This window comes from Moraxella sp. FZLJ2109, from assembly GCF_024296965.1.
Lineage (GTDB): Bacteria > Pseudomonadota > Gammaproteobacteria > Pseudomonadales > Moraxellaceae > Moraxella.
This window is the reverse complement of the sequence record NZ_CP101112.1, coordinates 838,733-860,814: the sequence shown is the minus strand read 5'-3', so window position 1 is coordinate 860,814 and position 22,082 is coordinate 838,733. Positions and strand designations below refer to the sequence as shown.

The window sequence follows — 22,082 nt, the reverse complement described above, 5'->3', positions numbered from 1 at the left end:
TTTTGTTTTTAAATATGGTGTAATAAAATATCAATAGAAAATAAAAAGGAAGTTTTCGTGATGATAACAAACGACCTTGCCAAAACCGCAGTCAGCCGATTTTTGCAACATCAAATTGACAGCAAGTCAGAAAAATTGCAAAAACAGCTTGCAGTAGCAACAGAAAATGGCGATAAAGCCACGATTGCCGATTTAAGCAGTCAAATTCAAGAGATTGAGCAAAAATTTGAAAAAACTGCTTGGCTGGATTTGGCGGTGCATAGCATGGCAAAACAGCTCAAATTTGGCACACACATTTCCAAAGGCATACACCCCGATGCCAAAGGCGACAATGTCAATTTTATCGCCACCGCCCAACGCCCACACACTTTAATTGGTACGCACAGTCTTGCCAATCCTGCACTTGATGCCAATGGGAATGCGGCGGCGTTGCCATTGGCTTCATTTTTTGATTTTGATGTGGCGGACGGTGTTAAAGTGCGTGATTTGATTTTGGCGGATAATGCTGAATTTATTGCGTCTTTGTCTGATAATATAGATACCGCAAGCGAATATCACGCACATTTTAAGCAAATTTTGCAAAATAACATGGAAAATCCAACCACGCATGAACGCAATAAACAGTTGCTTTGGCATACGAGTGGCGACACGGCGGACGGCTTGGACGCACTTCAATATATGACGATTATTCCGCTTTATCCGTCAGCATTAACTTATGAAGTTTATCTAAAAATCAATCAATTAAGATATTCTGATGACAATAAAAAGGCTTTGGAAAATCGCTTTAAACCCAACGCAGAACATACGCCTTATGTGAGTATGCCCAATTTGGCAACTGTGCAATTAGGCGGTTCAAAACCGCAAAATATCAGCCAACTGATGAGCAGACAAGGCGGACGCAATTATTTATTACCATCACTACCGCCCAAAATTCGCCAAAGTCGTGAATTTGCGTTATCTAAATTTAGCGAAAACTTTTTTGATAGCAAAACCTTAAAATATCATGTTCAAGATGATTTTAAGTATGTTATTGAAGTGGTTCAAGATATTAGAAATAATATTGATGTGCGAGACAAGCGCAAAGACGCGATAAACCGCATTTTGCATACTATTTTTGCCATCGCCCATGAATTGCAAGACAGACCAGCAGGTTGGTCAAAAGAATATGCTTTATCTTTACCGCAAAAATTTTGGCTTGACCCTTATCGTAGCGAACTGGACGGCGAAGAAGAATTTGCCCAAGAAAAAGCCAAAAACGAATGGCAAAAAGTGATTTTAGGTGATTTTGCGTCATGGTTTAATCATGAATTGCGTACGACTTTTAAAGAACTTAAATTTGATTTTGCCGATGCCGAGCACATTGAATGGAAACGAGAAATTGACGATATGCAGAAATTTTATGGGCGTGCAGGCAAAGGGGTATTTTTATGAGCAAGCGAGTTGTCGGTTATGCGTTATTGCACAAAGTGGTCATCAATAATGCCAATGCTATTTCTAGCCCCATTACTTTTGGCTTTCCTGCGGGTACGGGGTTTACAGGGGCGATTCACGCTTTATCACGCACCATGATGGCAGATGAGCGATTTGCCAATTTATCTTTGGGCGGTGTGTTGCTCGCATGTTTTGATTGTACGCCCAAAATTTATCGTGAAAGCCCATATCGTGATTACACTTTTAATCAAACACGCAATCCACTCAAAAAAGATGGCAGTACCGCTTCTATTGTAGAAGAAGGTAAATGCAACTTGGTTATGAGTTTTGTCATTGAACTGTTAGCAGATGATTTACTTTCGCAAGAATTAAGCCAATCATTATGCCAATTTTTATCGCAAGCGATTTTCAGACAGCGTGTGGCAGGCGGAAGTGTGATGGGAATAGGCAAACGGGGCGTGCAATATATTAGCTCGGTACACAAAGATGAAATCATTGCTTTGCTCATGCCTGCGTTTGTACTCATGGACGCAAGCGATGAATTTGCTCAATTGATTGACAACGCCAAAAGCAAAAATCCAAGCGTAACATCGCTTGATGTGTTGCTTGATGTGTGTACATTGCATCATATTCCAGAGTTGGACAAAGATGGCAATACCAAATGGCATACCGAATCCATCAAAACAGGACATGGTTGGCTGGTGCCTATGCCGATAGGTTATCAGGCAATTAGCGAAATTTTTCAAGCAGGCAAAATGGCAAATGTACGCAATCTGGAATATCCAAGCCAATATGTAGAAGCGATTTATGGCTTGGGCAAATGGGTCTATCCACATCATTTAAAAGACAACATTGACACTGCTTTTTGGCGACAAGCGTATGACGAAACAGGCTTGTATTTCATTACCCAAGCGAATTTAGACAAACAGCAAAATATCCTTTCTTGGTAATTTTTAAAATAAACGGAGTATCTTATGAGCAAATTAACCACCGCCAGCGTTTTGGCATTTGAACGCAATTTGGACATTTCTGATGGCTTTATGACACAAAAAAATAGCCAAGATGATAGCAGCCCAGTTGTGCCTGTGCGTATTCAAGAAAAATCCATTCGTGGCACGATTAGCAATCGTTTGAAAAATGCCATCACCAATGACCCTGCCAAATTGGACGCTGAAATTGAAAAAGCCAATTTGCAAAAAGTGGATTCTGCGTCTTTGTTGGAAGAAAATGATACGCTCGTTGTGTCGTGGACTTGTAAAGTATTACCCTTTGATGGCAAGCCCAATGTGTGCAATAAGCAAGATTATCAAGCCAAATTATTGGGAGTGGTGCAAGGTTATCTGCAAGAACATGGCGTAAAGACATTGGCACATCGCTATGCAACCAATATCGCCAATGCTCGTTGGTTGTGGCGTAACCGTGTCGGTGCAGAAAAAATCACGGTTAGCGTAACATGCAAATTAGCCGACAAAGAGCAAACTTTAACCTTTAATGCAAAGGATATTTTGGTACGCAATTTTGAAACAAATAATGATGATTTGGCGACTTTGGCAAATTGGATTGAACAAGGTCTGACCAATCAAGCCTTTATTATTTTGAATATTAAAGCAGAAGCGATTGTGGGCTTTGGTCAAGAAGTCTATCCATCACAAGAATTGATTTTGGATACAGGCAAAACCAAAAGCAAAGAATTGTATAAAATCAATGACAAAGCAGGTATGCACTCGCAAAAAATCGGCAATGCCATTCGCACGATTGATGATTGGTATCCGAATGCTGAATTTCCGATTGCGGTTGAGCCGTATGGTGCAGTTACAACAATGGGAACAGCATTTCGCCAGCCCAAACAAAAGCAGGATTTCTACACGCTTTTTGATAATTGGGTATTAAAAGATGAAAAACCAAGCGTTGAAAATCAGCATTATGTGATGGCGGTTTTGATTCGTGGCGGTGTATTTGGAGCGAGTGGGAAGGAATAATGAAATTTTATCAAGAAATGACCTTATTGCCCGATTCGGAAATTAGTCCTTATTTTTTGTGGACAAAGGTTTATACTCAATTACATATTGCGATTGCCGATGTCAAAAATACGCATGGTGTTCATGCGATTGGCGTAAGTTTTCCCAATTATCGCTATAGCAATGATAATGGCAAAATCTCAGGCACTTTGGGGCGTAAATTGCGTGTCTTTGCCCAAAGCGAAGATGAATTGGTCAAGCTGGATTTAAGCAAACAGCTTGAACGCTTGACAGACTATGTACACATCACCAGTATCAAACCAGTTCCTATCGACAAAATTACAGGTTATGCACAGTATTATCGTGTTATTCCTAAAATGTCATTAGAGCAGCGCATCGCGCACCAAGCCAAGCGACACGGCGTGTCATTAGAAGAAGCCACCGCGCATCTGAAAAACTACCAAACGCCGCCCACCAGTGAGCCGTTTATCCGCCTGACTAGCCACAGTACAGGGCATGAGTTTTCGCTGTATATTGGCAAGACTATCACAGATAGCACAGGCGATGGTCATTTTGGTACTTATGGGCTCAGCCGTAGCGCAGGCGTGCCTGAGTTTTGATTGTAAGGTTTAAAAAGCAAATCAGCTTAAAAATACCAAGAAAATGGTGTAAAATTTAGCAGTTATCAAAACCCAAAAAAAGGACAACGCATGACCCCAAGCCGTGATATTGCTGATTTGCTTGATCTGATGGCGCGCCTTCGTAGCGACTGCCCGTGGGATGCCAAGCAGACCAACCAAAGCCTTACGCCTTATGCCATCGAAGAAGCTTATGAGCTTGCCGAAGCGATCGCGCTTGGAGATATGGACGATGTCAAAGGCGAGCTTGGCGATGTGCTGTTGCAGGTCGTATTTCACGCGCATCTATATGCCGAGCAGGACAAGTTTGATTTTGGTGATGTGATTTATACCTTGATGGAGAAATTGATCCGCCGCCATCCCCATGTTTTTGATAAAGAAAATCTAAAAACTGATGAAGATGTCAAACGCCGCTGGGATGAGATCAAAGCCATCGAAAATCAAGGCAAGCCGCTACGCCGAGTTCTTGATATCAAAGCAGGCAGCAGTCTGATGCAAGCGCAAGCGGTACAAAAAGCAGCGGTTAAAGTTGGCTTTGATTGGGACGACATCAGTGGCGCGGTACAAAAGCTGCATGAAGAGATTGGCGAGCTGACCGAGCTGATCTGTGATACAGATGGCAATTATCTGGATAAAAAAGCCATTGATAAACAAAAGGCTAGCGATGAATTGGGCGATTGTTTCTTAAGCCTTGTCAATATCGCGCGCAAGCTTGACATCGACAGCGAGATGGCGGCATTGGGCGCGGTGATGAAGTTCAAGCGACGCTTTGGCTTTATCGAAGATGAGCTGGCGAAGCTTGGCAAGCGACCTGAAGACAGTGATTTATCCGAGATGGATCGGCTGTGGGATTTGGCAAAGACGCAGGGCTTGTAATGACTTTGCTGACTGTTTATCGATTTACTATAGGATTATTGTTAATAATTTCTCATCAATCCATCGCACAATCCATCATCAAAACCACCGAGCAGACCGCTGCCAAATGCTATCCTGATGTGATGAGCGCGTATCAAGTCTTGGTGCAAAACGAGCGTAAGGCAAGCGCAGGCGTGGTGAATATCAATACCGCAAGCGTCGCAGACTTGGTGGCTTTGACTGGCATCGGGCATAACAGCGCGGCTGCCATCGTCGAGTACCGTAACAAGCACGGACGATTTACTTCAGTGGATGAATTAGCCAAAATCAAAGGCATCGGCAAGGCGACGATTGACAAAAATCGCCACAGACTTGCCGTGATGCACTGAGTTTCAATGGCTGATCATTCATCATTTTTTTAGCCAAATTTCACCCATTTTCCATCCAGCTTTGATCATCGTCCAAAAATTGTATAAAAAATTTTGCAAATGCCCGACAAATCACCTTTTTTATTCGCTTTTTTGGTGCAAACGCGTTAAAATAAAGGGTTTGATAAGAGTTATTAATCAGGGTAAATCCCACCACAAGGAGTAGGCATGGGCAGATCGCCTAAAAAGCCAAAACAACATAAAATCACCCGCACCACGCATTCGGCGAAATCCTTGCAGCTGCAAAAAGGCAGTCTGCCGCACAGCATCGTCGAAGTGGTCGGCACACTACAAAAAGCAGGCTTTGAAGCATATATTGTCGGTGGCGGTGTGCGCGATAGCCTGCTTGGGCTTTTGCCCAAAGATTTTGATGCGGTAACGGACGCGCGCCCCCACGAGATCAAGGCAATTTTTGGGGGTCGCTGCCGCATCATCGGTCGTCGTTTTCAGCTTGCTCATGTTTATTCGGGTCGTGAGATGATTGAAGTGGCGACTTTTCGTGCACCGCCGAAGGACGACACGCACACCACCGATGAAGGAATGCTGACGCGTGACAATGTCTGGGGGACGATTGAGCAGGATTTTGCGCGCCGAGATTTTAGTATCAATGCCTTGTATTATCAGCCGCTGAAGGATGAAGTGATCGACTTTTGTGGCGCGCTTGATGATGTGGAAAATAAGGTGCTGCGTCTGCTTGGCGATGCGCGAGTGCGTATCGAAGAAGACCCTGTGCGCCTGCTGCGTGCTTTGCGATTCAAGGCGAAATTGGGCTTTGAATTTGATCGCGATTTGGCGGCGCAGTTTCACGCGGAGAACTGGGCATTGCTTGAGCAGGTGTCTGCGCATCGACTGTATGATGAGACCCAAAAAATGTTCGGCGGTGGCTATTTGACGCCATTGCTGCCGCTGTTGTTCGATTCAGGCGCGATGGCAAGTTTGATGACTTATCCGCCTGAAGCGCCGTCGGCACTGATGATGGCGGTTGCCAAAAATACCGATCGCCGTATCAATGGCGGCAAAAGTGTCAATCCTGCCTTTGTTTATGCGGTGTTGCTGTGGGGTAATTATCTATATCAATTGGCGAAGTTTAAAAAGCGCGGCTTGCCATTTCATGAAGCGCAGCTTAAGGCGGCTGAGAAAACCATCGACACCCAAAGGCTTAAAACCGCGATTCCAAAATTCGCCGAGCAGTTCATCACCGATATTTGGATGCTGCAGCCTAAGCTTGTCAATCCGCGCATTAAGGACATTGCCAACCTTGAGCGACTGCCGAAATTTCGCGCGGCATTTGACTTTTTGGTCTTGCGCGAAAGCTTTGATGATCATCCGCTGACCGAGCCAACCAATGGCATGGCGGCATGGTGGCAAACTTATCAAGATGCTGGCAGTGGACATCGTGCGATGATGATCGAAGAATTTGGCAATGATGTCAATGCGCCAAAACGCCGCCGTAATCGCGGTAAAGCCAGTCAAAATCCTGAGCTTGAGCAGCTGCGAGAGCTGTCACTGCGTGATGAAGTCATCACCACGCGCCCTGAGCCGCTGTTTGTGATTGATGATAAATCAGCCAAAGCCAATAAAGATACGATTCAAAGCACCGAGCGATATGCGCCGCCTGCGCCTGTGTTTGCCACGGTGACTTATAGCGAAGAAGATTTTGCCAAATTGCTTGCCAATGATGAGCCATACATTCCGTCATCGCGCCATCGTAAGCGCAAGCCATCGTCAAGCTTATCCTTGGTCGAAAAAGCTGCTGGCTTAAGCGAAGAGATACTTGAAAATGCCGAGACGCCCAAACGCCGCCGCAAAAGCACCACGACAAAGACAGTGACAAAGGCAACGGTAAAGACAGCAGCGAAAGCTGCCGAGACCATCGCTGATGCTGCCGAACTGACCGCGCAAGGCGATGTCTTGGTCGCACCCAAAAAACGCAGCAAAAAACAAGCGGTAGAAGAAGCAGCTGACAAGCCCAAACGCCGCCGCAGCCGCAAATCCAATGCCAAGTCAAAGGCGGATGATGATGTCTAAAATCACTTGCTTTATCGGCTTGGGTGGTAATATCAGCAATGAGCTGGGCAGCCCTGTGGATCATATTCGCCATGCGGTGCAAGCTTTTGAAAATGCTGAAGATTTTAGCAATGTCGTCGTATCGTCCCTGTACCGATCAGCGGCGTATGGCGTGACTGATCAGCCTGATTTTTATAATGCGGTGCTGATGGCGCAGACGACGCTTGAGCCGCTAGCTTTGCTTGATTTTTGTCAAAGTCTTGAGCAAGGTGCGGGGCGTGTGCGCCTGCATCATTGGGGAGAGCGCAGCCTAGATGTCGATGTGCTGCTGTATGGCGATCAGCGTATTGATACCGAGCGACTGACCGTGCCACATCGTGAGCTGCATCTGCGTAATTTTGTGCTGATTCCACTGCTTGAGATTGCACCCAGTACGCAAATCAATGGCGCGCCGCTTGCTGATCTGCCTGTTGCCAAGGATATGACAGGGATTGAAATATTGACCGATACCACCATAAAGGGAATTCATGACGCTGTGATTTGATGCCTTAGGCGTCGTTTCACCGTGTGGCGACCATCACTCATTTACCCAAGGATACCATCCATGAGCTATCTAGCCGATGCCCCAAAGCCGCCAGTTACTTTATCTACACTAAAAAAACTCAAAGCCAATGGTGAGAAATTCTCTTGCCTAACTTGCTATGATGCCAGCTTTGCCCATGCGATGAACCAAGCGGGAATTGAGACGATTTTGGTCGGTGATAGCCTGGGCATGGTGGTGCAAGGACATGATTCTACCTTGCCTGTCAGTGTCGCGGACATGGCGTATCATACCGCGAATATCAAGCGCGCGAACACTTCAGCGCTGATCTTGTGCGATTTGCCATTTTTAAGCTATTCTACATTAAATGATGCCATCGAGAGCAGCCGTGCAGTAATGCAAGCAGGCGCAAATGTCGTCAAAATTGAAGGCGGTCGCGAGCTTGCTGAGACGGTTAAGGCACTTGCCGCGGCAGGTGTGCCGACTTGTGTACATCTAGGGCTAACACCGCAGCTGGTGAATGTCTTTGGCGGTTATAAGGTGCAGGGCAAAACCGATGCTGCCGCTGCCAAGCTTTTAGAAGATGTTAAGATCTTGGTCGCGGCAGGCGCAGTGATGGTACTGCTTGAGTGTGTGCCTGCTGCCCTTGCCAAGCAAGTTACCGAGATGGTTGCTGTGCCTGTGATCGGTATCGGCGCAGGTGCGGATACAGACGGTCAGGTGCTGGTCATGCATGATATGCTCGGCATTTATACGCGTAAGCCTGCCAAGTTTGTCAAAAATTTCATGACTGACAGCAGTAACCAAACAGGTGGCATCACAGGGGCGTTCGCTGCGTATCATCAAGCGGTGAAAGATAAGCGCTTCCCGAGCGTTGAACACACCTTTTAATTATTTATTTATTATAACTATAGGGTCTATAAAATTCAAAATAATACTGCGTTGGCTCGTCTTGCTGTACCAATGCACTATCGTAGGCTTGCCGCCTAGTCTTATTTTGTTTTTGGGGCTGTACTAGATTAGCAACAATGCTATACTAGTTTTATGAAGATAACCCGTTGTAAATTAAGTAAAAAAGTTCAAGTTAAACTGCTTGAATTTTTTGTGCTTGAAGTCACTGCAAGATCAGCTGCTGATTTGTTAGAGATACATCACAATTCAGCTGCTTTGTTTTATCATAAAATTCGCTTGGTGATTGAATATCGCTTAAACCTTGAAGCTTGTGAATTATTTGACGGTGAAGTAGAATTGGATGAAAGCTATTTCGGTGGCATTCGTAAAGGCAAGCGTGGGCGTGCTGCTGCTGGCAAAGTTGCCGTATTTGGTCTTTTAAAACGCAATGGTAAGGTTTATACTGCCTGTGTTAAAGATACCAAAGCTAAGACATTAATGCCTATTATTGCCAGTAAAATCAAACCTGATAGCGTGGTTTATACAAATAGCTATCGAAGTTATAATGCATTAGATGTGAGTGATTTTAAACACTTTAGAATTAATCATTCCAAAGAATTTGCAAACAATCATAATCACATTAACGGCATTGAAAACTTTTGGTCGCAATCCAAACGCATTCTAAGAAAATATAACGGTATTGACAAAAAGCATTTTCATTTATTTATCAAAGAATGCGAGTTTAGATTTAACTATGGCACACCATCCAATCAATTAAGATTGTTAAGAAAATGGTGTGGGGTTTAGGGGTTTATCTAGTACAGCCCCTTGTTTTTTATACGACCATAAAATAAACAGGATAGGTTCATGCAAATTTTTCACAGCATTGATAAGCTGCGCCAAGCATTATCTCAAGCATCTGGCAAGATCGCACTTGTGCCGACGATGGGCAATCTGCACGCAGGTCATTTAAATTTGGTTAAGATTGCCAAGGCGCACGCCGATGTCGTGGTGGTGAGTATTTTTGTCAATCCGACGCAGTTTGGTGCAGGTGAAGATTTTGACAGTTATCCGCGCACGCTCGATGCTGATGTCACCGCGCTAGAGACGGTGGCGGCTGACTTTGTATTCGCGCCAAGTGTTGATGAGATGTATCCGACTTATCCGCCGAGTGTGCAGGTTTTATCAGGCGAGATCACCAAGCTGTTGTGCGGTAAATCGCGCCCGACGCACTTTGATGGCGTGGGCTTGGTGGTGAGCAAACTGTTTAACATCGTGCGTCCTGACATCGCTGTCTTTGGCAAAAAAGACTATCAGCAGCTTGCCATCATTCGTCAGCTGAACGATGAGCTGAATTTTGGCATCGACATCATCGGTGCTGAGATCGTCCGTGCTGATGATGGGCTTGCCTTATCATCGCGCAATCAGTATCTGACCGCCGATGAGCGCGCGGTCGCCCCTGTGTTATCACAAACCTTGCAAGCGGTGGCAAAAGCGCTACAAACTGCCGACATCATGGATTATGATGCTCTGATCGATGCCGCCAAAGCCAAGCTGCAAGATGCAGGCTTTGTGGTGGATTATTTAGAAATTTATAACCAATCGCTCAAAACCGTCAGCCAAAGCGATGACAAACTGGTGATTTTGGCGGCGGCGTGGCTTGGTAAGGCGCGACTTTTGGATAATCTAGAAGTGGTGCTTGCGCGCTGATAAGCGATCAAAAACATGAATAAAATTGGTAAGTTATGGACAATATCAGCACAAACAGCTTCCAAGATGACTTAAATAATACTGCCATCACAGGTTGCGCAGCTCATGCGCCGACATCGATTGTCATTGTTTCAGGTCGTAGCGGCTCGGGCAAGACATCGGTGCTGAATATTTTAGAAGATTTTGGCTATTATGTGATTGATAATCTGCCATTGTCGCTCGTGGTGGATGCTTTTGCGCGTCTAACTTGCGAAAATGGTGTCATCAAAATCGCACTGGGCGTCGATGCGCGCGTACCACAGGCGGATCTGTCCAGCTTCCCAAGCGTGCATGAGCAGCTGGTGCAAAGCTATGGCGAGCATGTGGTCAAGGTGTTGTACACCACAGCGAGTGAAGCGGTATTGGTTGCGCGCTTTGGGGCGACGCGCCGTGTGCATCCCTTGGTGATGGCAGGTGTGGCGGGCAATCTGCCTAAGGCGATCCATAGCGAGATTGCGCTGCTTGAGCCGATTGCGCAGTTTGCTGATATTAAGATTGACACAAGCCAATTGAACACCCACGAGCTTAAAGAAAAAATCCGCGATCACTTGGGTGTAGATACGGCGGTGACGGTCAATTTATTGTCGTTTGGCTTTAAATATGGCGCACCGATTGATTCGGACTTTGTGTTTGATGTGCGCATTTTGCCCAATCCGCATTGGGATGAGCATTTGCGCGAGCAGACGGGCGAAGATGCAGCGGTTCAGGCATTTTTTGCCAAGTATCCACAAGTTGATGCCATGGCAGATGACATTGCCGATTTTCTTGCCAAGTGGCTGCCTGAGTTTGTGCATAATAATCGCCACAGCGTCACGGTTTCTATCGGCTGCACAGGCGGCAAACACCGCTCAGTCTATGTGCTGCGCGCGGTGGAAGCGCGACTTGCCACGCGTCTGCCTGCGACGATGAAGATTAAGGCGAAGCACCGTGAGAAGCGTTTTTGGTGCTGTTAGGTTGTGATGATTATATTTGATAAATTGATGAAAAATTAAGATAAACTTTTGAGAAACTTATGATTGACTGGTCAAAAATGGATATGCGAGTCTCTCGCACCGAAATCAAAAAATCCCACGAACGCTTGCAGGCGTTGGCGCTGCCATTGGCAAATTTGTCAAAAAAACAACAAAAAACCCTGCCAGTGAGCGAATATTTTTTGGATGAATTATCACAATTATCCAGCATCACTGCCGCTGCCGCAAAAAACCGCCAAATCAAGCGCGTGGGCAAATTGATCGTCGAAGAAGACCGTCACAGCTTGACCGCGGCACTGTTCGCGTGCAAATTCACCCCAGAGCAGATCGCCAAGATCGAGACTTGGTACAGCCGCCTAAACCTATCGGACGAAGCGACGATCAAGCAGTTTGTCAAGCAGTTTAACGCCAGTGAATTTAACAGCGTCTATCAGCTGCTATTGTGGATCGAATACGCCAAGCACCTAAACGATGATGAGCTGCTGGAAGAAAGCCTTGCTGATTTTCACAGTTATGTCAAGGAAGTAGCGATTTTATCGACTTAAACTGTGATGTAGTCACTGCCCCGATGCGATGCATTGGGGTTTTTGTTTTTTTGGGTATATAAATCAAGGATAAAGCCACAGCCAGCAGCACACAACACAAATCACCCAAAAGGATATTATAAAATATTACTAAATAATTATAATAAAAAATTATTAGTATAATCGACAGTTACATTGGTGAAAAAATGACTGTAGAGTATTCTTTTTTATTGGATTTTTTAGAAAAAAGTGCTAAGATGACGATATAAGCATTTATTAGTTTATTAAGAAAATATAATTTCATAACAGGCTAAGCCATTTGGCTTAAGCCGATCCGTGTGGGGTGTTCTATGTCCACCAATACTTTTCGATTATCCATTCTGTCTGCTGCCATCTGTACGGTCTTTGCGCATACCGCGTACGCATCCATCGTCCCAAGCGATATCCCTTACCAAGACTTCCGCGACTTTGCCGAAAATAAGGGCAGATTCACCGTCGGGGCGACGAACATCCCGATTTATAATACCAATAATGTCTATCTTGGCACAGCGATCAAGAATGCGCCGATGCCTGATTTTAGTGCGATGGCGACCGATGGGCGGGCGACACTGGTCAGTGCACAATATGTCGCAGGCGTGGCGCACAACACGCATACCAGTATGAGCTTTGGGCATCATGGAGCAGTGCCGAATTTCAGCTATAAGATCGTCGCGCGCAATAATCTGGCTGAGCCGATGACCAACACCACTGACTATCACGCACCGCGACTGCATAAGCTTGTGACAGAAGTTGCGCCGATGCCGATCCATTATGCAGGCGAGCAGCAGACGGCTTATGAAGATGCCAATCGCTTCAGTGCCTATGCGCGCGCAGGCTCAGGGCGGCAGTACATCGGCACAGGAGCAGAAGATGACCAAAAGACTGCTATGGCATGGGCGTACAAATACTTAACAGGTGGCGGCGTGCCGAATTTTAGCCGCTTGAATTGTCAAACCAACTGCAACACCTTTTGATAATAAACCTCATAAGGTGTTCGCCAATTTAAACATTTTCTCGGTCGTAGATTAAGTCTAGCAACCTTTGTTTGTATGTATTGTTCATCCCACTGGTTAATATCTTGTTGCTTTGGAAAATATTCCCGAAGCAACCCATTGGTGTTCTCATTACTTCCTCTTTGCCAAGGCTGGCTTGGTGGTGGAAAGTAGAAGTTTGCTTTTAGACTGTCTGTTACTTGTTTGTGTTTGGCAAATTCTTTTCCCCTATCTGGCGTAATGGTAAACACAGGGTGATTGGCTAAAGCATGGATGATTGCTTGACTGATTAATTCTGCCTTTTTGGCTTTAGCGGTTGCACAAATCAAAAAGCGACTACATCTATCCACCAATGTCACAAGACAAGCCTTGCCTGATTTACCCAATACTGTATCAGCTTCCCAATCACCAATTCTTAGGCGTTCATTGGCAATCTGTGGTCTGTCTTTAAGATGATGAGTAATTGGTATCTTACCTCGCTTTTCTTCATGGTTTTTGGTGTGACGAGTTCTGCCTTTGTGCCTTAGCTTTCTTGTGGCAAGCTTACCATCCACATCAAATAAGCCCTTGTATAACCCTCGATAGATGGTTGCATAGCTAATCTGTATTTGACTGTCTTCATAGGCTAAACGATGTTGTATTTGCTCAGGTGACCATTGGTGGTTAAACAGCTTGTCTTGTACTAAGTTAAATACAAGTGGGTTATTAAGCTTTAACTTAGGGTGACAAGCCTGTCTTCTTGTTTGGTATAAGCAATTTGCCTTGGTTGCTGAATAATTGCCATCATAGCCATTTCTTTTTATCTCACGGCAAATGGTGGATTTGGCTCTGCCTAACCGTTTGGCAATCATACCAATGGATTTGCCCAAAGATAGTAAAACCATTATCTTTTCACGTTCATCTATGCTAAGATGTCTATAAGAAGTGTTCATATGCTTTAATGTCTTGTTTTGTGTGGTAACTTAATGATACATTAAATTGATGAACACTTCTTTTTTATTTGGTGTTGCGGTTAGATTGTAAATTCAAGCGTAATAAAGGCAATGGCACGATCGTCTTTGAGCGAAATATGAGCACCGATAATGGTGTCTTGCCGACCATCATCGAACCAGGTGACAGTGGCTCACCGCTGTTGGCTTACGATCGTAACACAGGGCGGTGGGGCATTATCGGTGTGACGCGTGCTTATTCGAGCAATGAGTTTTGGTATGTGACGATGAAGCCTGAGTTCCACACCCAAAAGCTCAACGAGTCGCACACAGGTACATTGACCAACAACCAAGCAGGCAGCCAATTGCGATGGACGAAGCAAGGCGATACGAGCAGCCTTGTTGGTAATGGCAAATCGATCAGTGTACCGCTTAAAGCCAATACTGGCAATGAAATCAATGACTTAGATCACGGCAAATCGGTGCGTATCGACGGGCAAGACAGCACGGTGACGCTTGGCGAATCACTCGATCAAGGGGCGGGGGCGCTTGAGATCGGGGCGAATGTTACCCTGAAAGGCAGTAATCCAAATACCACTTGGACAGGGGCAGGCGTGGTGGTCGATGCGGGTAAAGCCGCCACTTGGCAGCTGAAAAATCCTGACAATGATCGCCTATCAAAACTCGGTCAAGGCACGCTATTTGTCAATGGAATTGGTGTCAATCAAGGCGACATCAGCGTCGGCGATGGGCGTGTGGTGCTAGCGATGCAGCCTGATGCTGCGGGCAACAAGCAAGCCTTTGAAAACCTTGAAATCGTCAGCGGTCGCGGCACGGTGGTACTGAATGATAATGGGCAGATCAAGCCTGAAAATATCCGCTTTGGTTATCGTGGCAGTCGCTTGGATTTGAACGGCACGCAGCTTGATACACAGCATTTGTTTGCATTAGACGATGGGGCGAAAATCGTCAATCACGACAGCGGCCGCATCGCCGACATCACTTGGCGTGGACAGGGCAAGGTCGATCATCGTATCTTTGCCACAGGCACACGCCAAACCCAAGCCGACAAGCTTGGCGGTACGCTGACTTGGGGCAGATGGGGTACGGCAGGGGCGGACATTTATGAGTATGTGAATCCTTATGCAAATAATCGCAAAGATTATTTTATGCTCAATGATGGCGGCAATGCAGGCAGCTATTTCCCGACCAACCAAAGCAGTAACAGCAGTTGGACATTCATCGGCACGGACAAGACCGCCGCCATCGAAACGGCATTTACCCAAAAACAAGCCGACCGCTTGGCGTGGGGCAAGTGGGGCGTGGCAGGGGCGGACATTTATGAATACATTAACACGCACGCAGGTAACCGTAAGGATTACTTTATCCTAAAAGACGGCGGTAACGCACGCCGCTATTTCCCAACGCAGCAGACGGATAATGACAGCTGGATTTATCTTGGTAGTGATAAATTTACCGCCATCAAAAACGCCTTACGCTATTATGATGCCAAGAATTTAACTTGGGGTGACTGGGGCAAAGCGGGCGCGGATATTTATGAGTATATCAACACGCACGCAGGTAACCGCAAAGATTATTTTGTGCTAAAAGACGGCGGTAATGCTGGTAAATATTTCCCAACCAATCAAACAAGCAATGCCGACTGGGAATATCTGGGTTCGGATAAGAGCCAAGCAGAAAATACCGTACTGGCACGCTTACAAGCGGTCGGATCGACGACACTTTTTGCAGGGCATTTGGGTGAAGATAATGGCGTCAATGGTGCGATGAATTTCACCTTTAAGCCGACCAATGCTCAAGATCGCTTGGCGCTGACTGGTGGAATGAAATTGGCGGGTGAGTTTAAGGTCAATGATGGCACGGTGCTTTTGACTGGCAAACCTGTGCCTTATGCCTACGACCATCTGGGCAAACAAGAAGTCATCAAGGATAACGAATGGATTAACCGCGATTATCGCGCCAATGTTTTTTCAGTCAATCACGATGGCAAGCTGATTTTTGGGCGAAATGTGGCATTGGCAACGGGCAGTTTTAACGCCGCTCAGCAAGGCTTGCTACAATTTGGCTTTGTGCAAGGTATGACACCAAGCTGCATTCAGTCGGAGCATACGGGTAAAGTCGGCTGTAGCACACCGACACTGTCGCAAGCGGTCTATGGCAGTATACCAACCCTGCAAGCCCAAGGCAATATCCGCGCGCAGCACAATGCCAAGATCCATATCGGTAAAGCGACGCTGACAGGTGCGATCACCGCGGATAACGGTACGCACACCACCATCGAGCAAGACGGCAAATGGCTGATGACGGGCAATAGCAGCATCGGCTCATTGCAGATGAATAGTGGTGAAGTGGATCTTAATGCTGCGAACAACCACGGTCGTTATCAAAGCCTAACTATTAATGGCAATTTGTCAGGACAGGGTAAATTTCATTATCTGACCAATGCTGCAGCGCGCACAGGCGATCATGTCACGGTCAATGGCGCAGCCCAAGGCACATTCAATCTTGTGATGAATAACACGGGCGCTGAGCCTAATGAAGTCAGCCCGATCAGCTTATTGCGCGTCAAAGGAGCAAATCAAGATCCAAGCAAGCTGAACTTATCGCTCAATGGTGGCTATGTCGATCTGGGTGCGTATCGTTATATTCTTGCCAATGATCGCAATGATTATCGCCTGTACAGCCCGCTAAGAGATGTGCAGATTGCGCGTAATTATGAACAGATCCAGACGCTGCTCAATGAAGCGCAGCAGTCCGCGCAGGAATATCAAGCCGAAGTCGATCGATTGACAAGCATGACGATTACGACTTTAGCTGAACAGCAGGGCGTACAAAATTCGCTACTTGCCGCTGAACAAAAAGTCGCTGAACAGCAGGCATACATTGACAGTTTGTATTGGTATCAGTTCTTGACCCGCATTCAGGCGCGCAATCAGCTGACTGAATTGCAGCGACAATTGGCGGGTTATAGCCAATTACAAAGCCAATTGCAGACGACCATCGAAGCACTAAACCGTTCGCTTGAACACGCCCAAGACCAGCTTGGCAATGCTCAAGCACAGACTGAAGCCGTGGATTTGATGGTGGCTGATATTTATAAACAAGCCGATGCGATTTGCCGTCAGACACAGTCGGCAGAGATTTGTGAAGCGGTGGTGCGTAAGGCGTCTGATGAGCTTGTCCTTGACATCGCCCAAAAAGACGGCATCAGTCGTTATAGCAATACGGCACTGTCGGAAGTGTCGGTGCAGGTGGCAGATCTGATGCAGATTGACCGCGCGATGCACACAGAGCTGACCGATGCCAAGCATGAGCCTGTCTCGGTGTGGGTCAAGTATGACAATCAGCAAAGCCGCAGTGGTTCATCGTGGTATCGCGATTATGCTAAGGATAGTGCGCTTGTGCAGTTTGGCGCAGAAGGTACGGTGGCTGATGGCGTGCGTGCAGGCGTGGTGCTGTCTGATGTGCAAAGTGATCTGATCGCGGAGCAGGCGCAGGGCGAAAATCGCCTTAAGACCGCCACAGCTTATGCCAAGCTACAGACACCGGCAGGCTGGGTGGCAAGTGTACAAGCAGGCATCGGACAGGCGGATAATCAGCTTGTCATCGATGAAAAAGCTGCCGATATTGAGCGCACGGTGCGCAGTATGGGTGCGACTTTGGCGAAGTCTTGGCAAGTGGGCGGCGCGCGCATTCAGCCATCTGTCGGTATCAAGCATCATCAGCTGACGGGCAGCGCGTATCAGCTGTCAGGTGCGCAGGTGCAGATTCGTCCGCTTGACATCACAAGCTATCAAGCAGGTGTTAAGCTGTCATATCCACTGCAAATCGGTGCGCTTACGGTCACGCCAAGCGTCACTACCTTATTACAAGATGCCAGCGATAATGCCGTCAAGCATGGCGACATCAGCATCAATGGCAAGGCGATGGCACAAAATTTCGACCGTGTGGTATCGCATGAGCTGGGTGTCGATGCTGCTGCCAAGAATTTTTCTTTGGGTGCAAGCGTCGGTGTCATCGATGGTGACCAGTCAGGTAAAGAGCGCTATGCAGGCGTGAAAGTGGGCTATCGTTGGTAGGAATGACTTATCCGATGGTCTAAATCATTGTTCAAAAACCACCCCAAAGACTGCAAACCTTTGGGGTGATTTTAATCGTAGTAAACTCAAAAATGCTTTTAGGTTGCTTATGTAGTGGTGAAGCATCCAACTTGCTATGTCTCCGTTATCAATATTTTCTAAGCTCTATGCGGCAGTGAAGAAATTCTCATTGATCCGTTGGGCTGTCTTTAATTTCTAAGCTACCTATGCGATAGTGAAGAGCGTGAACTTGAAAAACAATTACAAAAGCATTTTCTAAGCTACCTATGCGGTAGTGAAGCGACTTACAAGGCTATGACGAACGCACGGTGATTGTCTAAGCTACCTATGCGGTAGTGAAGTCCCATTTGTCGCGGTTTTCTAGCTGGCGACTTTCTAAGCTACCTATACGATAGCAAAGAGCAAATATAAACGAAAACCCAAGCAATAACAAATCTATGCCCAAACAGACAAAATCACCCTAACCCATAGCACAGATTCAAAATTTTAACCCTTTCTCCACAGCACTTCGCTGCCGCCATCCAGCCGTGCCACAATGCGCGCAAGGATAAACAGATAATCCGATAAGCGATTCAGATAGCGCATGGTCGCGTGGCTGATATTACCATCGCGGTCATTGAGACGGACGGTCAGCCGCTCAGCATCACGGCACACGCTGCGCGCGATGTGTGCCTGTGCTGTCGCGACCGAGCCTGCCGGTAGGATGAATTCTTTTAAATACGGCAAATGCTCATTATGCGCATCCGCCCAAGTCTCAAGCACTGCCACATCATCATCGCTGATGGCGATATAGCCGATTTCACGGTGGTTGGGCAGGGCGATCTCACCACCGATATTGAATAATTTGTGCTGAATGACGCTGATTTCATCGACCGCTTTGGGTAATTTATCCGCCAAATACGCCTGCAGCAGCCCCATGTGAGCATTCAGCCCATCGACCACACCCATCGTATCAAAGCGTAAATCCGCCTTGGATAAACGGCTGCCATCGCCAAGCCCTGTCGTGCCATCATCGCCTGTGCGTGTGGTGATTTTTGATAATCGGTTGCCCATGATATTTTCCCAAGTCAAATAACTGTTATCATAGCACAAAGCCGTAAACTTCGTGGTCACAAGTTGCGCACATGAGCCGAAAATTTGTTATAATCAAACGCATCATTCATTCACCGAGAAATTTGAGAATCTTATGCAAACTTTCAATCCAGCTGATCATATGGTTTTTTGCCGTAAATATAAAGAAAATCTACCAAAACTGCCAAACCCACCATTCCCAAATGCCAAAGGTCAAGAGATCCAAAATACCGTATCGGCTAAGGCTTGGAATGAGTGGATTGAGCTTCAGACCATGCTGATTAATGAAAATCACTTAAGTATGATTGATCCAGCTGCCAAAGCATTCATCAATGAGCAGCGCGAGAAGTTTTTGGACAATGCCGAATACGAAAAGCCACAAGGCTACACTCCGCCAAAGGCTTGATTATTGCATCGAATAACATTAAGGATAATTTATGCTTGCCATCAATAATATCATTGAGCCGATTCTGACAGGGGATCAGCGTCCAGATGCCCTGAGAGACTTTCCTGTGGTCCATGTGCAGCCTGTGCAATGGGGCGATATGGATAGTTTCAATCATCTTAATAATGTTGCCTATTATCGCTATGCTGAGTCGGCGCGTATCAGCTATATGCGCGCATTGGGTGTGATGCATGAGCGCGAAGATCTGCTGACGATTTTGGCAGGATCGAGTATGCAATATCGTCGCCCTGTCACTTATCCAGATACTTTACTGATCGGCGTGCGTATCAAGCATCTAGGCAATACAAGCCTTGTGCAAGAATACACAGTGTTCAGCTATGAGCAGCAAGCGGCAGTGGCATTCGGTGAAGCGGTAATTGTCCGTACTGATGCCAATATGCAAAAAACGCCGTGGTCGGATGAAGAGCGCGCATTGATTGAAGCCTTTGAAGGCCGTAAGTTTGATAAATGATCTGAACAATTATTTATGCAAACTAAAAAATCCTGCAAGTCAGCAGGATTTCTTATTGACTAAAAACAGCTTAAGCTAGCACATCCACAATCTTGCCATGAATGCCTTCAAAGCCGCCATTGGACATGATGATGATCGCATCGCCAGCTTTGGCGTAGTCTTTGATGTGCTGAATGATACCATCGATACTGTCTAGCACCAGCTGATTTTCGGCATTGCCAATGGCATCGACCAAGCCCCAAGTCAGACCCTTTGGCTCATACCAAATCACTTGATCAGCAAGGGCAGCCGATGGCGCTAAGCTGTCGCGATGACTGCCAAGCTTCATGGTATTTGAGCGCGGTTCGATGATCGCCCAAATGCGGCGGTCCGCTAGGCGTTTTTTTGCGCCATCTAGGGTGGTAGTGATGGCGGTCGGATGATGCGCAAAATCATCAAATACCAAGATATCGCCCACATCGCCGATCAGCTCCATACGGCGTTTGATACCACCAAAGGCAGATAACGCTGCACAAGCCTGCTCAACACTGACACCGATGTGGTGCGCTGCCGCGATCGCCACTAAGCCATTATTGACATTATGCACGCCGCTCATGCCCCAGTGCACTTCGCCCGTCTCATCGCCAAAACGCACGCCAAACTTCGAGCCATCTGTCTGAATCAGCGTCGCTTGCCAATCGGCATCGGCATCAATGGCGGTACGCAGCACAGGTGTCCACACACCTTTATCCAGTGTCTGCTCTAGGCTGTCGGTATTAGCAGGCATGATGATCTGTCCATCGCTTGGGATCATACGGATCATGTGGTGAAACTGCGTCTGAATGGCGTTCAAATCTGCAAAAATATCCGCATGGTCAAATTCTAAGTTATTTAAAATCGCGGTCGTCGGGCGATAATGCACGAATTTTGAGCGCTTATCAAAAAATGCCGAATCATACTCATCCGCTTCGATGACGAAATACTTCTCACCCAAGTGGCTTGAGTGGGCAAAAGCCTGTTGTAAGCGCGTATCTTCTGTGGAGATCAGTGGCACACCACCGATCAAAAAGCCTGTATCGATGCCAGCGTACTGCAAGATCCATGACAGCATAGTGGTCGTGGTGGTCTTGCCATGCGTGCCTGCCACTGCTAGGACGTGGCGATTTTTTAGCACTTCTTCATAAAGAAACTGCGGGCCTGAAGTATAAGGCAGACGCTGTTTAAGCATATATTCCACCGCTTCCATGCCGCGCTTACAGGCATTGCCCACCACCACAAGATCAGGCGCAGGGTCTAGATGCTCAGCCTTATAGCCTTCCCAAATCTCAACACCTGCTTGCTCTAGCTGGGTACTCATCGGTGGGTAGATATTGGTATCTGAGCCAGTGACGGTATGACCAAGATCACGGGCAAGCAGGGCAAGAGAACCCATAAAAGTACCGCAGATGCCAAGAATATGAATGTGCATAATTTACCTTAATGTATGAAAATAGCGAGTTAAATTAACTTTTATCTTTTAAGATTTTATTTAATAAAACCACTTGGATGACCAAGATGATACTAAATAAAATCAATGCTTGTGCTGGGATAGATAAGCCAAATACCGCCCAGTCGATGATGGTGCAGTCACCTTTGGCGAATAACACTTTTGAGAACACATCGCCCATCGGCATGGTCTCAACCATATAATTTAGCCCCGGCCCACATTCCACCAACTCTTGTGATGGAAAATAGTGAATCCAAGTATGACGCGCCGCCACACCAAAGCCCCATAATGCCCCCAAAGTGCCGCACAGCCACAAAATTAGGCGCACGGTCTTGCCTTTAGGATTGAATAATGCTGCCAAAAATGCAAACAAGCCCGAAATCCATAGCCCAATACGCTGAAAAATACACAGCGGGCAAGGGTCTAGGTACAAATAATGCTGCAAATAAGCAATGACAAAAATGCTCACCACAAGGCTTGCCAAAGCCACAAAAGCGTTCAAAATGCGATAGCTGAGTGTTTTCATATACTTTTCCTTTATTGTTGTTATAAAAA

21 protein-coding genes are annotated in these 22,082 nt (G+C 46.4%); 17 read left to right on the top strand and 4 right to left on the bottom strand.

What is annotated here, in order from left to right; all coding sequences use genetic code 11:
• The first annotated feature begins 60 nt into the window (after positions 1-60).
• From csy1 to NKU06_RS03905, 14 genes are all read left to right on the top strand, one after another.
• The gene (csy1, locus tag NKU06_RS03970; RefSeq protein ID WP_254732138.1) at positions 61-1,431 is read left to right on the top strand and encodes a type I-F CRISPR-associated protein Csy1; all 1,371 of its coding nucleotides are present in this window, start codon (positions 61-63) and stop codon (positions 1,429-1,431) included.
• On the top strand, positions 1,428-2,381 hold the full coding sequence (gene csy2 / locus NKU06_RS03965) for a type I-F CRISPR-associated protein Csy2 (RefSeq protein WP_254728868.1): 954 nt from the start codon (positions 1,428-1,430) through the stop codon (positions 2,379-2,381). The genes csy1 and csy2 overlap by 4 nt, the downstream gene beginning before the upstream one ends.
• A gap of 24 nt (positions 2,382-2,405) precedes the next feature.
• A complete protein-coding gene (gene csy3 / locus NKU06_RS03960) occupies positions 2,406-3,410 on the top strand; it encodes a type I-F CRISPR-associated protein Csy3 (RefSeq protein ID WP_254728866.1) in 1,005 nt (334 codons plus the stop codon).
• Positions 3,410-4,009, top strand: coding sequence for a type I-F CRISPR-associated endoribonuclease Cas6/Csy4 (cas6f, locus tag NKU06_RS03955; RefSeq protein WP_254728864.1), 600 nt, complete (start codon positions 3,410-3,412; stop codon positions 4,007-4,009). Before csy3 ends, cas6f begins: the two co-directional genes overlap by 1 nt.
• Positions 4,010-4,099: 90 nt before the next feature.
• Positions 4,100-4,903, top strand: coding sequence for a nucleoside triphosphate pyrophosphohydrolase (gene mazG, locus NKU06_RS03950; protein WP_254728862.1), 804 nt, complete (start codon positions 4,100-4,102; stop codon positions 4,901-4,903).
• A 38-nt stretch (positions 4,904-4,941) separates the two neighbouring features.
• Positions 4,942-5,271, top strand: a complete 330-nt coding sequence (locus tag NKU06_RS03945; RefSeq protein ID WP_253222820.1) for a ComEA family DNA-binding protein — start codon at positions 4,942-4,944, stop codon at positions 5,269-5,271.
• Positions 5,272-5,478: 207 nt separating this feature from the next.
• A complete protein-coding gene (gene pcnB / locus NKU06_RS03940; RefSeq protein ID WP_254728860.1) occupies positions 5,479-7,338 on the top strand; it encodes a polynucleotide adenylyltransferase PcnB in 1,860 nt (619 codons plus the stop codon).
• Positions 7,331-7,861 carry a 2-amino-4-hydroxy-6-hydroxymethyldihydropteridine diphosphokinase gene (gene folK / locus NKU06_RS03935; RefSeq protein WP_254728858.1) on the top strand — a complete coding sequence of 177 codons (531 nt, stop codon included), beginning with the start codon at positions 7,331-7,333 and terminating at the stop codon, positions 7,859-7,861. Before pcnB ends, folK begins: the two co-directional genes overlap by 8 nt.
• 60 nt (positions 7,862-7,921) lie before the next feature.
• The gene (panB, locus tag NKU06_RS03930) at positions 7,922-8,749 is read left to right on the top strand and encodes a 3-methyl-2-oxobutanoate hydroxymethyltransferase (protein ID WP_254728856.1); all 828 of its coding nucleotides are present in this window, start codon (positions 7,922-7,924) and stop codon (positions 8,747-8,749) included.
• A 153-nt stretch (positions 8,750-8,902) separates the two neighbouring features.
• Positions 8,903-9,556: an IS1595 family transposase gene (locus NKU06_RS03925; RefSeq protein ID WP_254728854.1), complete on the top strand. Its 654-nt coding sequence runs from the start codon at positions 8,903-8,905 to the stop codon at positions 9,554-9,556.
• A 60-nt stretch (positions 9,557-9,616) separates the two neighbouring features.
• Complete coding sequence (panC, locus tag NKU06_RS03920) at positions 9,617-10,459, top strand: pantoate--beta-alanine ligase (RefSeq protein ID WP_253222825.1); 843 nt, start codon at positions 9,617-9,619, stop codon at positions 10,457-10,459.
• 35 nt (positions 10,460-10,494) lie between these two features.
• Positions 10,495-11,451: an RNase adapter RapZ gene (gene rapZ, locus NKU06_RS03915; protein ID WP_253222826.1), complete on the top strand. Its 957-nt coding sequence runs from the start codon at positions 10,495-10,497 to the stop codon at positions 11,449-11,451.
• 59 nt (positions 11,452-11,510) lie between these two features.
• Positions 11,511-12,014 (top strand): ribosome biogenesis factor YjgA, encoded by a 504-nt coding sequence (gene yjgA, locus NKU06_RS03910; protein WP_253222827.1) that lies wholly within the window; start codon positions 11,511-11,513, stop codon positions 12,012-12,014.
• A 329-nt stretch (positions 12,015-12,343) separates the two neighbouring features.
• Positions 12,344-13,006: a S6 family peptidase gene (locus NKU06_RS03905; protein WP_254728852.1), complete on the top strand. Its 663-nt coding sequence runs from the start codon at positions 12,344-12,346 to the stop codon at positions 13,004-13,006.
• Here the strand turns inward: NKU06_RS03905 and NKU06_RS03900 are convergent.
• A complete protein-coding gene (locus NKU06_RS03900; RefSeq protein ID WP_254728850.1) occupies positions 12,982-13,956 on the bottom strand; it encodes an IS30 family transposase in 975 nt (324 codons plus the stop codon). The two genes, NKU06_RS03905 and NKU06_RS03900, sit on opposite strands and share 25 nt — an antisense overlap.
• Positions 13,957-14,093: 137 nt before the next feature.
• Here NKU06_RS03900 and NKU06_RS03895 point away from each other — a divergent pair, with 137 nt between their 5' ends.
• Positions 14,094-18,053, top strand: a complete 3,960-nt coding sequence (locus tag NKU06_RS03895; protein ID WP_254728848.1) for a S6 family peptidase — start codon at positions 14,094-14,096, stop codon at positions 18,051-18,053.
• A gap of 507 nt (positions 18,054-18,560) precedes the next feature.
• Here NKU06_RS03895 and NKU06_RS03890 read toward each other — a convergent pair.
• Positions 18,561-19,127, bottom strand: a complete 567-nt coding sequence (locus NKU06_RS03890) for a cob(I)yrinic acid a,c-diamide adenosyltransferase (protein WP_253224640.1) — start codon at positions 19,125-19,127, stop codon at positions 18,561-18,563.
• Between the two features lie 133 nt (positions 19,128-19,260).
• Here NKU06_RS03890 and NKU06_RS03885 point away from each other — a divergent pair, with 133 nt between their 5' ends.
• Positions 19,261-19,551 (top strand): oxidative damage protection protein, encoded by a 291-nt coding sequence (locus NKU06_RS03885; RefSeq protein ID WP_253222829.1) that lies wholly within the window; start codon positions 19,261-19,263, stop codon positions 19,549-19,551.
• 31 nt (positions 19,552-19,582) lie between these two features.
• Positions 19,583-20,062 carry a thioesterase family protein gene (locus NKU06_RS03880; protein ID WP_253222830.1) on the top strand — a complete coding sequence of 160 codons (480 nt, stop codon included), beginning with the start codon at positions 19,583-19,585 and terminating at the stop codon, positions 20,060-20,062.
• Positions 20,063-20,132: 70 nt separating this feature from the next.
• On the opposite strand, the gene mpl is transcribed toward NKU06_RS03880, so the two are convergent.
• Positions 20,133-21,509 carry a UDP-N-acetylmuramate:L-alanyl-gamma-D-glutamyl-meso-diaminopimelate ligase gene (mpl, locus tag NKU06_RS03875; protein WP_254728847.1) on the bottom strand — a complete coding sequence of 459 codons (1,377 nt, stop codon included), beginning with the start codon at positions 21,507-21,509 and terminating at the stop codon, positions 20,133-20,135.
• 34 nt (positions 21,510-21,543) lie between these two features.
• Positions 21,544-22,053 (bottom strand): disulfide bond formation protein B, encoded by a 510-nt coding sequence (locus NKU06_RS03870; RefSeq protein WP_254728846.1) that lies wholly within the window; start codon positions 22,051-22,053, stop codon positions 21,544-21,546.
• Positions 22,054-22,082: the final 29 nt, after the last annotated feature.